This is a genomic window from Amycolatopsis sp. CA-161197 (assembly GCF_050942255.1).
Lineage (GTDB): Bacteria > Actinomycetota > Actinomycetes > Mycobacteriales > Pseudonocardiaceae > Amycolatopsis.
The window spans coordinates 6088469-6102040 of the sequence record NZ_CP192059.1 but is presented as its reverse complement, the minus strand read 5'-3'; the positions used below and the strand labels follow the sequence as shown (position 1 = coordinate 6102040).

General features: G+C 70.7%; 12 protein-coding genes. 7 read left to right on the top strand and 5 right to left on the bottom strand.

Annotated features, from left to right (window positions below):
- The first annotated feature begins 6 nt into the window (after positions 1-6).
- On the top strand, positions 7-681 hold the full coding sequence (locus ACQPXB_RS28510; RefSeq protein ID WP_366583681.1) for a GntR family transcriptional regulator: 675 nt from the start codon (positions 7-9) through the stop codon (positions 679-681).
- 124 nt (positions 682-805) lie between these two features.
- On the top strand, positions 806-1456 hold the full coding sequence (locus ACQPXB_RS28505) for a GntR family transcriptional regulator (RefSeq protein WP_432845075.1): 651 nt from the start codon (positions 806-808) through the stop codon (positions 1454-1456).
- A 141-nt stretch (positions 1457-1597) separates the two neighbouring features.
- On the opposite strand, the gene ACQPXB_RS28500 is transcribed toward ACQPXB_RS28505, so the two are convergent.
- From ACQPXB_RS28500 to ACQPXB_RS28490, 3 genes are all read right to left on the bottom strand, one after another.
- Positions 1598-2962 carry an FAD-dependent oxidoreductase gene (locus ACQPXB_RS28500; protein WP_432845074.1) on the bottom strand — a complete coding sequence of 455 codons (1365 nt, stop codon included), beginning with the start codon at positions 2960-2962 and terminating at the stop codon, positions 1598-1600.
- A gap of 142 nt (positions 2963-3104) precedes the next feature.
- Entirely contained in the window at positions 3105-4514 is a 1410-nt protein-coding gene (locus ACQPXB_RS28495) for an FAD-binding oxidoreductase (protein ID WP_432845073.1), read from the bottom strand.
- A gap of 86 nt (positions 4515-4600) precedes the next feature.
- The gene (locus tag ACQPXB_RS28490; protein ID WP_432845071.1) at positions 4601-5557 is read right to left on the bottom strand and encodes a M24 family metallopeptidase; all 957 of its coding nucleotides are present in this window, start codon (positions 5555-5557) and stop codon (positions 4601-4603) included.
- Between the two features lie 218 nt (positions 5558-5775).
- On the opposite strand from ACQPXB_RS28490, the gene ACQPXB_RS28485 reads away from it, so the two are divergent.
- A complete protein-coding gene (locus tag ACQPXB_RS28485) occupies positions 5776-6510 on the top strand; it encodes a hypothetical protein (RefSeq protein ID WP_432845069.1) in 735 nt (244 codons plus the stop codon).
- Between the two features lie 6 nt (positions 6511-6516).
- On the opposite strand, the gene ACQPXB_RS28480 is transcribed toward ACQPXB_RS28485, so the two are convergent.
- Positions 6517-7479 (bottom strand): GlxA family transcriptional regulator, encoded by a 963-nt coding sequence (locus ACQPXB_RS28480; protein WP_366588848.1) that lies wholly within the window; start codon positions 7477-7479, stop codon positions 6517-6519.
- A 349-nt stretch (positions 7480-7828) separates the two neighbouring features.
- On the opposite strand from ACQPXB_RS28480, the gene ACQPXB_RS28475 reads away from it, so the two are divergent.
- From ACQPXB_RS28475 to ACQPXB_RS28465, 3 genes are all read left to right on the top strand, one after another.
- Positions 7829-9016, top strand: coding sequence for a hypothetical protein (locus ACQPXB_RS28475; RefSeq protein WP_432845068.1), 1188 nt, complete (start codon positions 7829-7831; stop codon positions 9014-9016).
- A 383-nt stretch (positions 9017-9399) separates the two neighbouring features.
- Positions 9400-10683, top strand: a complete 1284-nt coding sequence (locus ACQPXB_RS28470) for a MurT ligase domain-containing protein (RefSeq protein WP_432845067.1) — start codon at positions 9400-9402, stop codon at positions 10681-10683.
- The gene (locus tag ACQPXB_RS28465) at positions 10676-11398 is read left to right on the top strand and encodes a type 1 glutamine amidotransferase (protein WP_432845066.1); all 723 of its coding nucleotides are present in this window, start codon (positions 10676-10678) and stop codon (positions 11396-11398) included. The genes ACQPXB_RS28470 and ACQPXB_RS28465 overlap by 8 nt, the downstream gene beginning before the upstream one ends.
- Positions 11399-11439: 41 nt before the next feature.
- On the opposite strand, the gene ACQPXB_RS28460 is transcribed toward ACQPXB_RS28465, so the two are convergent.
- Positions 11440-11832, bottom strand: coding sequence for an archease (locus tag ACQPXB_RS28460; protein ID WP_432845065.1), 393 nt, complete (start codon positions 11830-11832; stop codon positions 11440-11442).
- A 280-nt stretch (positions 11833-12112) separates the two neighbouring features.
- On the opposite strand from ACQPXB_RS28460, the gene ACQPXB_RS28455 reads away from it, so the two are divergent.
- The gene (locus ACQPXB_RS28455; RefSeq protein WP_432845064.1) at positions 12113-13570 is read left to right on the top strand and encodes a sugar porter family MFS transporter; all 1458 of its coding nucleotides are present in this window, start codon (positions 12113-12115) and stop codon (positions 13568-13570) included.
- Positions 13571-13572 lie beyond the last annotated feature (2 nt).

Genomic DNA, 13572 nt, shown 5'->3' with positions numbered 1-13572 from the left:
CCGCCTGTGGAAAACCGAGAAACGCTCGTCGACCGGTTGCGGACCGCCATCGTCCACGGCGAGCTCTTTCCCGGCCAGCGGCTCGTCGAGGTCGATCTCGCGGCCACGTTCGGATCGTCGCGCGGGAGCGTGCGCGAGGCCCTGGTGATGCTGGAGAACGAGGGCCTCGTGATCCGCGAGCGCAACCGCGGCGCGTCGGTGCGGCCGATCTCGCTGCGCGAGGCGATCGAGATCACCGAGGTGCGCGCCGTGGTCGAGGGGCTGTGCGCGCGCAAGGCCGCGTCGGTGATCGGTGCGGAAGACCGGCGCCGCCTCCAGAAGCTCGCCAAGGCGATGCGCGCGGCGGTGAAGGCCGGTGACATCGCCGCCTACAACGACATCAGCCAGGAATCGCACCACGTGATCCGCGAGCTGGGTGACCAGCGGACGGCGACCGAGGTGCTGGAACGGCTGCGCTACCCCAGCGTGCGGTACCAGTTCCAGGTGTCGTTGCTGCCGGGGCGGATCGAGGAAGGGCTCGCCGAGCACGTCAGCGTCATCGAGGCGGTCGCCTCGGGGGACGGGGACCGGGCCGAGGCCGCGATGCGGGCTCACCTCTCGAGCCTGGTCGGGTCCTTGCAGAAGCTCAGCGAGCTGGGCGGCCTGCCCCGGACCACGCTCGGTCGCACGCCGGCTTCGTGACGCGGGCGGCCGGGCCGCGTGGAATTCCGTTTCGACGAGGTGATCGGCTTGGGTGAACACGGCAGCGGTGCGGCTGCGCGGATCCGGGAACTGCCGAGACCTGCCCGCGAGCCGGTGATGTCGCGTGCGGGCTGAGACGGCGGACCCCGCGACCGCGTCGGCCCCCGCGGTCAGCGACGCCATCCGCGACGCGATCCTGCGGGGCGAGTTCGTGCCGAACCAGCGGCTGGTCGAAAGCGACCTGGCCGACCAGTTCGGCGCGAGCCGCAGCGCGGTCCGGCTTGCGCTGCTGGAACTGATGAACGAAGGGCTGATCGAGCGCGTCCGCAACCGGGGCGCGCGCGTCCGCGCGGTGTCGCTGGACGAGGCCGTCGAGATCTGCGACGTGCGCCTGATGCTCGAACCGTTGTGCGCCTCGCTCGCCGCGACGCGGGCCGACGCTGACGAGCGAGGTGCCCTGCAGGCGCTGGCCGACGCCATGAGCGACGCCGTCGACGACGCGGATCTGGCCCGGCAGTCCGAGCTCAACCACCAGCTGCACACCCTCGTGCGCCGGCTCAGCGCCCACCACACGGCGACGCGCATCCTGGAACGCCTGCGCGCGCAGTCCGTGCTGCACCGGTTCCGCCTCACCACCCGGACGGGACGGGCTCGTGAATCCCTTGCCGAGCACCTCGCCATCATCTCCGCGATCTGCGACGGCGACCCGGACCGGGCCGCCGACGCGACGCGCCGCCACCTGCGCGCTGTTCTCTCGGCGCTGCAACAGACCTGACCTGGACGAAGCGGGACGGGTCAGCGCGGATCCTTGCCCCGCAACCGGTGTGTCGCCGGGACCCACCGGATCAGCGAGCGGGGGATCACGGCGCCGGGAATCGCGCCGGCGGGCGGGGTTGGCGGGTTCCGCCCGGCCGCGTCAGCTGCGCGTGGCGGCCAGCACTTCGTTGAACGCCTCGGTCGACGACGGGTGCGTGTAGATCCCGTCGCGCAGATCCGTGGCGGTGACGCCGTGCCGCATGGCCAGGGTGACCAGGTTGATCAGCTCTTGGGCGTCGACGCTCAGCAGAGCGGCGCCGAGGATCCGGTCGGTCTTCGCGTCGATGACGAATTTCATCAGGCCCCGGGTCTCGCCGAGGATCTTCGCTTTCGGCATCGCGACGATGTCGGCGACCGCTTTTTCCGCCACCTTCACCGCGTACCCCTGCTCGCGCGCGTCCTGTTCGGTGAGTCCCACCCGGGCCAAGGGGGGCGTCAGGAAGAGCGCGTAGGGGATGTGGGCGCGGTCGGCGGTGGATCGGGTGCCGGGGCCGGTGAGCTGGTCGGCGACGATGCGGCTGTCGTCGAGGGAGACGTAGGTGAACTGCGGCCCGCCCTTGACGTCGCCGACCGCGAAGATGTGGGGCTGGCCGGTGCGCAGCCGATCGTCCACTTCGACCGCGCCGCCGGCCGTGGTCGCCACGCCCGCGAGGTCCAGGCGGAGGCCTTCGGTGGCGGGCTTGCGGCCGGCCGCGACCAGCACCGCGTCGACGACGATCGTGCCGTCGTCGCCGCCCTGGCGGTAGTCGAGACGGGCGCCTTCGGCCGTCTCCGACAGCCGGGTGACCTCGGCGCCGAGGACGAACCGGACCCCGGTGTCGGCCAGCACCTGTTCCGCGGCCGCGGCGACATCGTCGTCCTCCCGGCCCAGGATGCGCGGCGCGCGGTCGAGCACCGTCACCTCGCTGCCGAACTGCGCGAACATCGACGCGAACTCGATGCCCACGTGCCCACCGCCGAGCACGGCCAGCCGGCGCGGGAGGTTGTCCCGCCCGATGAGGTCGGTGCTCGTGTGGACGCGGGTGCTGCCGGCGAGCCCGGGGATCGCGGGCAGGACGGGCTCGGCCCCGGTGTTGATGATGATGGTGTCGCCGGTCACGGTCAGGCGGTCGTCACCGGCGCTGACCTCCACCGTTTTGGGGTCGACGAACGCGGCCTGTCCGGTGAGGACGGTGACGGACTCGATCGAGTCGAGCGTGGAGAAGTTGATGCCGCGCAGCCTCGTCGTCAGGTTCCGCGTCTTGCCGACCGCTTCGCCGTGCCCGGTACCGGTTTCCGCGTGGTGGATCAGCGATTTGGTGGGCACGCACCCGACGTTGGGGCAGGTACCGCCGTACATCTGCGCCGACCGCTCGATCACGGCGACGCGGCGGCCGCGCCGCCCCATCGCGGCGGCCAGTGTCTTGCCCCCTCTGCCGAATCCGATCACGACGAGATCGAAGTGCGTGGAGTCCACAGTGGACATAGTGCTCCTCCTGGCTGCGCTGCGCGCCGGGTCCCGGTCCGGGGGCGCGCTCAAATGTACGTACATTTGAATATAGGACGACATCCGCGCAGTGGGGCCGAGTGTGTCGGGCGCGACAGGCCCGGGCGAAGTGACCGTCACCTCAAAGGGCACGGGGACTTTCGGCCGATCGGCTGTTCAGCCGGTCCGGCACCACGTTGTGGTTGATCCGGAACATGTTGGCCGGGTCGTATTTCGACTTCGCGGCCGCGAGGCGTCGGTAGCGTTCCGGTCCGTAGATCACGGCGGCGTCGGGCGCTTCCTCGGGGGCGAGGTTGTTGACCAGCCGCCGGTCGCTTTGCCAAGGGGCCATGCCGTCGAGCAGGGCGGCGACTGACTCCTTGAGCTGCTTTTCCTGCGACAGCGGACCGACCTCGACGCCCAGCAGGCTGTAGGGCAGGCCCCTGGTCGCCACGGCGTTGGCCACGGCCGGCTCGCGGTCCCACGCCCCGCCCAGGGCGCGCAGTTCGGCGATCCACATGGTGGTGCCGGACTCCGGGCCGACGAGCTCGATCAGCTTTTCCTGTGCCTCCTCGGGGAACTCGCGCAGCATGATGCCCCGCTCGTAGTAGGGCAACGGTTCGGTCGGCTCGTTGTGGATCGACGCGACCTCGCTGTAGGGCATGTCCCGCACGGTGTCGAGGATCGCCGGAGCCACTGTCCGCAGTGGAGCCACCAGGCGCTCGCCGTCCTCGGCCGTGCCGGTGTAGGCGAACCGCAAGGACACCGTGAACGCGCCGCGCAGCGGTTCGGGCAGCTCGGGCAGCGGTGGCAGGCGCAGCACGGCGAAGGACGAGATCATCGTCTCCGGGGTGCCCGGATGCCAGGCGGTCCACGCGCGCAGCACGTCGGCCATCCGCTCACCGGGGAAATAGAGGCCGCCACCGTAGAGGCGGGGCACCGGGAACAAGGCGAACTCCAGCGCGGTCACCACGGCGAAGTTGCCCTTTCCGCCGCGCAGCGCCCAGAACAGCTCGGGTTCGGACTCGGCGTCGACGTGGCGCAGTTCGCCGTCCGCGGTCACCACCTCGAGCGAGAGCACGTGGTCGGCGGCGTAGCCGTGCGAGCGGCCGAGGGTCGGGCTGAGGCCGCCGCCCAGGGTGTAACCGGAGACTCCCACCGTGGGGTTGGACCCGTTGAGCGGGGCCAACCCGGCCTTCGCCGCCTCCGCGACGACCTCGGCCCACAACGCCCCGGCACCGACCCGGGCCTTGTGGCCGGCAGTGTCGATCACCACCTCGTTCATCAGATGCGTCGAGATGACAACAGCACCGGATGCCGTGCCGACCATCTGGTGGCCGGTGGTCTTCACCAGAACCGGCCGATGCCGGTCCGCCGCGAACGCGACCGCGGCCTGGACATCGGCCGCGTTCTGCGCCACCACGATCACCGCGGGCACCAGTTCGTGGTTCAGGTTGAAAACGGCGCGTTCATCGTCGTATCCCACGTCACCCGGCAGCAGAACCGAACCCGCCACCACGGCCGCCAGGGCCGCGACATCCTCCGGCAGCACCGGCGGCAAAGAAGAATCGTCGAAAAGTCATGGTGTTTCTCCAGGGGGAACGGTGAAGTGCGGAAAGCGGCCGGTGCTGTCGCCGCTCAGGAAAGGTCCTGGGCGACACCGTGGTCAGCCCAATACCGAACGTGCGGCAGGTCGTCGTCGAGCCAGTAGGCGGTGTCCTCGGTCACCACGAGAACCTCGCCCCACTTGGCGCCGACCTCGCCGCGGCCGATGTGCGGCTCGAACGCCCACAACCCCGGCTCGCACGGCCGGTCGGACTTCGGCTTCCAGAAGGGCGCGGAGCGAACGTCCAGGCGCAGGGCCGATCCGACGATGTCGCCGGCCAGGTAGCCGACGGTCTGCGGGCTGAACCCCTTCACGTTGAACGTCGGCAGCCGCAGGCCGGGCACCCGGCCGACGCGATGCGCGATCGCGGAACCGGGGTACATCGAGTGGATGTTCACATAACCGTGATCTCGGGTGTACTCGTCCACCGCTTTGTCGATCCTGGCCTGGGTGTCGCCTTTGCGTACCAGCTCCAGAATCATCGGGCGAAAGGCGGCGAGCGCCATTCGGGTTTCGTGGAATTCCTCCGTCGGCTCGCCGAGCGTGCAGGAGTGCCCGATGTCGGCCGCGCCACCCCGATGGATGGGGCCGACATCGAGGATGACCGCGTCGCCGTGGGCCAGCCGGCGACCGCTCGGCCGGTAGGTTCCACTGCCCCGGGCCGTCTTGGACTCGAGGAGGTCCCGGGCCCGGCGCGGAAGAGGCGGAAAGTCCCTGAATCGGGTACGTTCGCCGAACCACACGAAGCCGTAGTGGAAGAAGTGGGAAACGCCACGCGCGCGCAGCCAGCGCTCGAGCTTTCCGGCCGCCTGCTGCTCGGTGATCCCTTCGTGCAATTCGGCTTCGATCGCGACAACCGCGTCGAAGGCGAGACGTTGCGCCGCCTTGAACGATACGAGTTCTTCGTCGGTGAACAGTTCGCGGGTCAAGTGCGGTGCCTCCGGTGGTGGCGTCGAGTTGATCAGCTCCAGCGTCTGCGTGCCCCGCACGGCACTGAAGAGCGGAAGCCGACGAAAATCCCCCAGATCCGGACGGAATCGGACCATCTCGCCGGTCCGGCTCAGTCGGGTCCGAATGTGTGGGACGCCGGTCACTCACCGCCTGGCCGGGTCTTCGCCGAGCACGAAAAGTGGAAGCAGAAACCCCCGTCTCACTGGAGCCCCTCGTGTGCGCAAGCGGCGACGCAGCAAGTGGATCGACCTCGGCGATGGCCGGCTACGCCTGGGTCTGCGAAACGAACGGCGTGCTGACCCGCGCCGAGCGGTCCACCGTCCGCGCCGGCATGCGGAAATTCGTCCTGGAGACGATCGGCGGTTTCCTCACGTGGCCGATGAACCGGCCACGTTCGGCGGAACCGCTCGTTCCGGAGTTTCCCGACACCGAAGTCGCGAGCACCGCCGTGGAGACGGCCAAGAAGCAAGGCACCACGCTTCTCTTCCACGGCTACCGGACCTGGCTGCTCGGAACCGCGCTGGCCCAGGCGGACCAGACTGAGGTCGACGCGGAACTTCTCTTCGTGACGGCACTGCTGCACGACTCGGGAATGCTCGTCAGCGTGCCGGGGGAGGATTTCACCCGGCGGTCGGCGGACACCGTCCTCGAGGTTTTCGAGCGCGCCGGCGCGCCGCGCCGCCGAGCCCTCGAAGCCGCCGATGCCGTGGTCGCGCACGCGACACCCGGTCTCGACCGGTCCACGGACCCGATCGGCTACTACGTCCAAGGCGGTGCCATGGCCGATCTCGCCGGCATCCGCAGGTGGCACCTGCCGCCCGGGGCCATCGGTCAGGCCTACGCCCTGTACCCGTCCCACGACATCCACCGCACTCTTTCGGCGCTGGCTCGCCGGAACGCCGAAGAACTGCCCGACGGCCGGATGGCGCTGCTCGTTCCGAAACCGCTGGGCAAGGCCCTCCGTCTGGTCCTGAATTTCGCGGCCGGATGACGGGCTCTACGACCTGCCCGTGCTCTTGAAGCGGTCGCGGTACTGACTCGGCGAGAGCCCCAACCGGGCCACAAAGGTGCGGCGCATCGTCTCCGGGCTGCCGAACCCCGCACCCGCCGCCGCCTCTTCGACGTTGTGTCCTGAATCCAGCAGCGACTTCGCGTGATCGAGCCTGACCTTCTCGACGTACCTCGCCGGCGTCATGGCGAACTCCGCCTGGAAGAGCCGGATGAGGTGCCGGGTGCTCACCCCGACCCGGTCGGCGAGCCGGCCGGCGCTGTGATCCAGACCGGGATCCGCGGAGATGAGATCGACGACGTCTCGCAGCGTCGGCGTCCGGGCGGGCTTGATCTCCAGCGGGGCGGAGAACTGCGACTGGCCGCCGGGACGTTGCATGAACACGACGAGGTTCCGGGCCACGGCTCGCGCGAGGTCGGGACCGTTGTCGGCCTCGACCAGGGCCAGGGCGAGGTCGATCCCGGCGGACACCCCCGCCGACGTGAACACCCCCCGGTCCTCGACGAAGAGCGCGTCCGGGTGCACGTCGACGTCGGGGAACGCCCGGGCGAAAAGCCGCGCGTGGCGCCAGTGGGTGGTTGCCCGGCGCCCGGACAACGCGCCGGCGGTGGCCAGGGCGAAGGAACCCGTGCAAATGGAGACGAGCCGGCGGGTCCGCTCGCGGAGCACCCGGATGGCGGCCACGAGCTCGGGATCGATGGGGGCGCCGACGAGGACGTCGCCACCGCAGACCACGACGGTGTCCGCGCGCGTCACGCTGTCGGCGGGACCGTCGACGGGCATGGTCGACCCGGTCGAGGTGGCCACGGCTTCGCCCGAAGGTGACACATAGGACAGTGAGTAGTCCGCCCCGAAGAGGTTCGCTTCGGCGAAGACCTCGGCCGGCCCGGCCACGTCCAGGCTTTTCACCCCGTCGAAGACGACGAACACCACGTTCCTCGAGCTGGGCACGGTCCTGACCTCTCAATCGTCGAACCCGGCGCGCGGTTGCCGAAGCGCCGGGTTGCCCGAAGCGTGGCATCCAGGGCTCCCGGTGCCGAACCGATGTCCGGATCTGTGGGAACCCGGTCGGTTTTCGCTCTGCAGCCCGGTTCGCCACTCCCGGCAGACTGGCGGAGCCCGCCGGGAAGCCGTGGTGGGACAACGGTTCCTGCTCGGTCGCGAAGGACGGACACCGGAATCACGCGGATACGAGGTTTCGTCCCCGGCTTCGGGCCGGACGGACCAACGGGGTGGAGCGAACCGGGTCGGTGAGGAAAGCGGTGGCACGTTTCTCGGCCGGTCGCCGATCACCGGCGTCATGACCACCCAGCTCCCCGCGCCCACGGCCGGACGCGCGCTGGGCCGTTGGCTCGCGGGCGGTGCGCTCGTGGCCGTGACGGCCGGTCTCGCCTACCTGCTCTCGGCGGTCGGCGGCTCGCTGCCGCACCTGCTTCCCGGCTACGACGGGTGGCAGGAGCGGGCGTACTCCCGGCTTCCTTCATTCCTGCGCTGGTGCCTCGGCGACACGACCGAGGCGCAGTCGTTCAAAACCGATCTCGGTGGGCTCGGCCTGCTCGCCGGCGGCTGGCTCGCCCACGTCGCCGCGACGCGCCGGCGCCGCTGGGCCGGGTTCCCGATCGCCGCCCGCACCGGGGTGTGGCCGTGGCTCACCGGCTCGGCACTGCTCGGGCTGCTGCTGTCGAACCTCGCGTGGGGCTGGACGATCCCCGCCACGGGCGCGTGGCAGCCGACGTTCGTCGCGTTCGTGTCCATCCCGCCCTCGGTCGTGCTGCTCTACGGGCCGGGCTGGCGGGTGGCCCTCACCGGCGCCGTCCTGGGCGCCGCGCTGACGACGCCGATCGCGATCGGGCTCGTCCAGTTCGTGTGCTACCCCCTGGGGCTGCCCACCTCGATCGGCACGGCCGGCAGCATGTGGCTCAGTGCGCTGCTCGCGTTTCCCCTGTGCCGGAACCTGCCGTGGTTCCCCCACCGGCCGGCACCGGCACCCGGCCCGGTCGATCCGCCCCGCCAAGGACCGGCGTGGGTCCTCCGCCGCGTCCTGGCCGACTTCACCGAAGCCCCGTTCCACGGCAACGAAATCAGCTCGGCCGGCCTGCTCGCCGGCACGCTGCTCACCTACCTGCTCAACCCGCTGACTCCGGTCCACGGCACCGCGCTGCTCCCGGCGCTGCTCACCACGCAGGTCCTGACCTCCACGCTCGCCGTCCTGCTCTACCACCGCCAGTGGGCCCGCCACGGCTGGTACCCGACTTTCGTCCCCCTGGTGTCCGTCGCACCCGCCGTCGTCCTGACGTACGGCCCGACCGCCCCGTCCATCGCTGCCGGCGCCATCCTGGGCGCGATCCTCGCCCCACCCCTCGCGGCGTACACCTCCCGCCGGCTCCCCGCCACGATCCACCCGTTCGTCGGCAACGTCGTCTCCATGACGGTGTGCACGGGGGTGGTGGTTCCTGCTCTCGGGTTGGTTCCGGGGTTCGTCCACTGAGGGCAGTGCGGCCCGGAGCCGGCGAAGCTGGGTCGTGACTCCTGCACCTGCGGTCGCTACGAGCGATCGAGCAGGGGGCCATCGTCCTTTCACCGGCAGCCGATCGCTTCCAGCCCCGGTTTGAAAATGCCGCCTCGCCAGTGATTCACCGCGTGAAGGACGATCGCGGGTTGGCACACGGCGGCAAGTCCGCGGCCATTACGGACAAACAGGGCAACTAGGACAGCGCCCGCCGTCCGTTCTCGAACGCGCACCGATGCGTCCCGACGTACGCTGGTGGGTCAACCGAACACGCCGCCCGGTTCGCATCGGACGTGCCGTCGTCTCAGCGCCCGGCCAAGGCGGACGAGGGGGACGGCGACCAAGCGCGAAGGAGGCCGTGCGTGAGCCCCGAATCATCGTGTGCCGTCGGTGCGCCGGCCGTCGTGCCGGGCGTGCCGCGGCGGCTGCCGGTGCGGACGTGGCTGGCGGTGGCGGCCGGGCGGCTCGGTGCGGCGATGTCGCGGGGCATGGGCCTCGGCAGCGGCGGCGTCATCGGCGGGCGGATCGCACTCGCGCTGGATCCTCGCGTGCTGAGCCGGATCGGCGGCGGTCGGACGGTGGTGCTGGTGACCGGCACCAACGGCAAGACCACCACCGCGCTCATGCTCAGCCGGATCCTGGGGACGCTGGGCGAGGTCGCCACGAACAGCGACGGCGCGAACATGACCGACGGGGTGGTCGCCGCCCTGGTGGGCAAGCATCGGGCCGCCCTGGCGGTTCTCGAGGTCGACGAGACGTACGTGCCCGCCGTTGCCGCGCAGGTGCGCCCGGCGTGCCTCGTGCTGCTCAACCTCAGCCGGGACCAGCTGGACCGGGTCGGCGAGGTCCGGACGACCGAACGGGCGTTGCGGGCGATCGCCGCGGCGCTGCCGGACACGACCGTGGTCGCCAACTGCGACGATCCGCTGGTCACCTCGGCCGCGCTGGGCTCCGCGCACCCCGTGTGGGTCGGCGCGGGAGGGCGATGGCACGCCGACGCCGTGGCCTGCGCCCGCTGCGGCCGAGCCGTGGTGCGGCAAACCACCGGCTGGCACTGTGCGTGTGGTCTTGCCCGGCCGGATCCGTTGTGGACACTGACCGGTGATGCGGTGGAAACCGCGGCGGGCTCGAAGATCGAGCTCGGCCTCCGCCTGCCGGGCCGGGCCAACGCCGCCAACGCCGCGATCGCGGTCGCCACCGCCGCGCGGCTCGGTGTCTCGCCGGAGGTGGCCGTCGCGCAGTTGCGCCCGATCGCCGACGTCGCCGGCCGCTACCGCCAGGCCTGGGTGTCCGGGCGCAGTGTGCGGGTCATGCTGGCGAAGAACCCGGCGTGCTGGGAGGAAACGTTGCCGCTGCTCGACTCCCGGTCGCCGGTCGTGATCGCGGTGAACAGCGGTGAGGCCGACGGGCGGGACATGTCGTGGCTGTGGGACGTGCGGTTCGAGCAGCTGCGCGGACGCCAGGTCGTGGCCTCCGGCGACCGGGCGACCGATCTGGCCGTCCGCCTCACCTACGCCGAGGTGCGGCACACGCTCTGTCCCAGTCCGTTCGCCGCGGTCGCCTCACTGCCGGCGCCCGGCCCGGTCGAGCTCGTCGCGAACTACACGGCTTTCCGTGATCTCCGGCGGCAGCTCGGCGATGGCTGAGTCGGCCGTCCGGATCGGGGTGCTGCTGCCCGACATCCTCGGCACCTACAGCGACGGCGGCAACGCCCAGGTGCTGCGGCGGCGATTGCAGTGGCGGGGCATCGCCGCGAGCGTGACGGAGACCCGCCACGGCGAGGCGGTGCCGTGTTCGCTCGACCTGTACCTGCTGGGCGGCGGCGAAGACGACGCCCAAGCTCTCGCGGCGGCGGACCTGCACGGGCACCCCGGACTGCAGCGAGCGGTCACGCGTGGTGCCGTGGTGTTCGGCGTCTGCGCCGGGCTTCAGGTCCTCGGCATGACCTTCACGACGCCCGACACCGTCTCCCACCGCGGGCTGGGCCTGCTCGACGTGGTGTCGGCTCCGGGACGGCGGCGTGCGGTGGGGGAAATCGTCGTCGACGTCCAACCCGAGCTGACGGCACAACCCCTCACCGGCTTCGAGAACCACCTGGGCCGCACGCTCGTCGGCCCCGGCAGCTGGCCGCTCGGCTCGGTCCGCGCCGGCGTCGGCAACGGGGACGGCACCGAGGGCGCGGGCACCGGCCGGGTACTGGCGACCTACCTCCACGGCCCGGTGCTGGCGCGCAACCCGGCGCTGGCCGACCGGCTCCTGGAATGGGTGCTCGGCACCCCGCCGGCCCCGCTGGCTCTGCCGGAGGTCGACGCCTTACGGGACGAACGGTTGCGCGCAGCCACGCGCGGCCCGCACTGGTGATTTTCCAGGCCCGGCGCGGAGCCGCCTGACCTCGCGGCGGCTCACACGTCGATCCGGGCCGCGCACCGCCAGCCGCGTTCGGTGCGCTCGCAGCGGACCTCCCGCCGGGACACGGCCTTCGGAATCGCCCCGGTCGGGATGACGGAGCCGAGGTCGGTCATCTGGCAGCGCAGCCGCACCGTCGAGCCGTCCACGACGATCCCCTCGGCGGTGACCGGGATCAGGCACCGAGTCCGCATCATGAGGATGACCTTGTCGAGCAACGCGACCAGCACCGAACCGTCGGTCGCGCCGCAGACCTCGAACGACCAGGCCGTGGACCCGCGGTGCAGCCGGGTCCGGGCGAAACTCTCCACCAGGGCCCGGACGGCTTCCGCCAGACACGCTTCCCGCGTCGGTCCCCACGCTTCGATGCGCAGGTCAGCGGCGTGCACGACGCGCCGCGTACCGCGAGCGTCCTGCTTCGGCAATGGTTTCCGCTCGAACCTCCCCACCAGTGCAGCATCCGGGGCAGAGCCCGGGTCCGGCCTCACCCGGACCAGGCGAACCGAGCGAGCCTCGGCCGTCGGCTCCGGCACGACCGGCCGCCGGGTGCAAATTACGCGGGCGACGGCCCTCTTGACGGAATGTGAACCAGGACACACTCTGGAGAGAGGCGTGAGGGAGCCGTCGAGCGCAGCCTGCCTCGGAGACCCTCGCGCGGGGGAGGTCCACATGGGGACCACACCGGAGGAACCGCCACCGTCGAGCGAACCCCCTTGGCAGCTGGGCAATCCTGCGCATCGGGTCAGCTATCCCACCCCGAGTACCGGGCGCACCGTGCTCGTCGCCGCGACGGCGGCGCTCGGCGGTTTCCTCTTCGGCTACGACACCGCGGTGATCAACGGCGCGGTCAAGGCGGTCGGGGAAACCTTCAACGCGTCGCCCTTCGTCCTCGGGTTCGCGGTCGCCGCGGCGCTGATCGGCTGCGCGATCGGCGCCTGGTTCGCGGGCGCGATCGCGGACCGCTACGGCCGGATCCGCGTCATGTGGCTCGCGGCGATCGCGTTCGCGATCAGCGCGGTGGGCAGCGGCTTCTCGTTCTCGATCTGGGAACTCGCGTTCTGGCGGCTGGTCGGAGGTCTCGGCGTCGGTGCCGCATCGGTGATCGCTCCCGCCTACATCGCGGAGATCTCGCCGGCGCACCTGCGCGGCAGGCTGGGCTCGCTGCAGCAGCTGGCCATCGTGTCCGGCATCTTCGTGGCGTTGCTCGTGGACTACGCACTGGTCGCCGGATCGGGCGGCGCGTCGGATCCGCTGTGGTTCGGCCTCGCGACGTGGCGGTGGATGTTCCTGTCGCTGCTGATTCCCGCCCTCGCCTACGGCCTGCTGGCCTTGACGATCCCGGAGTCACCGCGGCACCTGGTCCAGAAGGAGCAGCTGGCCAAAGCGGCCGAGGTGCTGCGGCGGTTCGTCGGCGGAGACGTCGACGCGCGGATCACGGAGATCATCCGGACGGTCAGGGGAAAGACCGAACGCACCGGCTTCGTGACCGTCCGTGGCCCGAGGCTGGGGTTGCTGCCGATCGTCTGGATCGGCATCGGGCTGTCGATTTTCCAGCAGTTCACCGGCATCAACGTGATCTTCTACTACTCCTCGGTGCTGTGGCAGGCGGTGGGGTTCAGCGAGCAGAACGCGCTGGCGATCACCGTGATCACGTCGGTGACCAACATCCTCACCACGGTCATCGCCATCGCGCTGGTCGACCGCATCGGCCGCAAGCCGCTGCTGGTCATCGGCTCGATCGGCCAGTTCGTCTGTCTCGGCGTCCTCGCCCTGCTCTTCGGCACCGCGCCGGTCGTGAACGGCACGCCGGACCTGGGTTCGGCCGGGCCGATCGCGCTCATCGCCGCCAACGTCTACGTCGTGTTCTTCGGCGCGACGTGGGGCCCCGTGGTGTGGGTCCTGCTCGGTGAGATGTTCAGCAACAAGATCCGCGCGATGGCCCTGTCCGTCGCCGCGGCGGCGCAGTGGCTGGCCAACTTCGCCATCTCCACGACCTTCCCGGCATTGTCGGACGTCGGGCTCGGACTTGCTTACGGCGTCTACACCTTCTTCGCCTTCCTGTCGATCTTCTTCGTGTTCAAGTTCGTCAAGGAGACGAAGGGGCGTGAGCTGGAGGAGATGGCCTGACC

Bases quoted from the DNA above. Each gene is read 5' to 3' on its own strand.
- ACQPXB_RS28500 (WP_432845074.1), bottom strand. From the start codon at position 2,962: ATGTCCACTGTGGACTCCACGCACTTCGATCTCGTCGTGATCGGATTC.
- ACQPXB_RS28485 (WP_432845069.1), top strand. From the start codon at position 5,776: ATGGCCGGCTACGCCTGGGTCTGCGAAACGAACGGCGTGCTGACCCGC.
- ACQPXB_RS28475 (WP_432845068.1), top strand. From the start codon at position 7,829: ATGACCACCCAGCTCCCCGCGCCCACGGCCGGACGCGCGCTGGGCCGT.
- ACQPXB_RS28465 (WP_432845066.1), top strand. From the start codon at position 10,676: ATGGCTGAGTCGGCCGTCCGGATCGGGGTGCTGCTGCCCGACATCCTC.
- ACQPXB_RS28455 (WP_432845064.1), top strand. From the start codon at position 12,113: ATGGGGACCACACCGGAGGAACCGCCACCGTCGAGCGAACCCCCTTGG.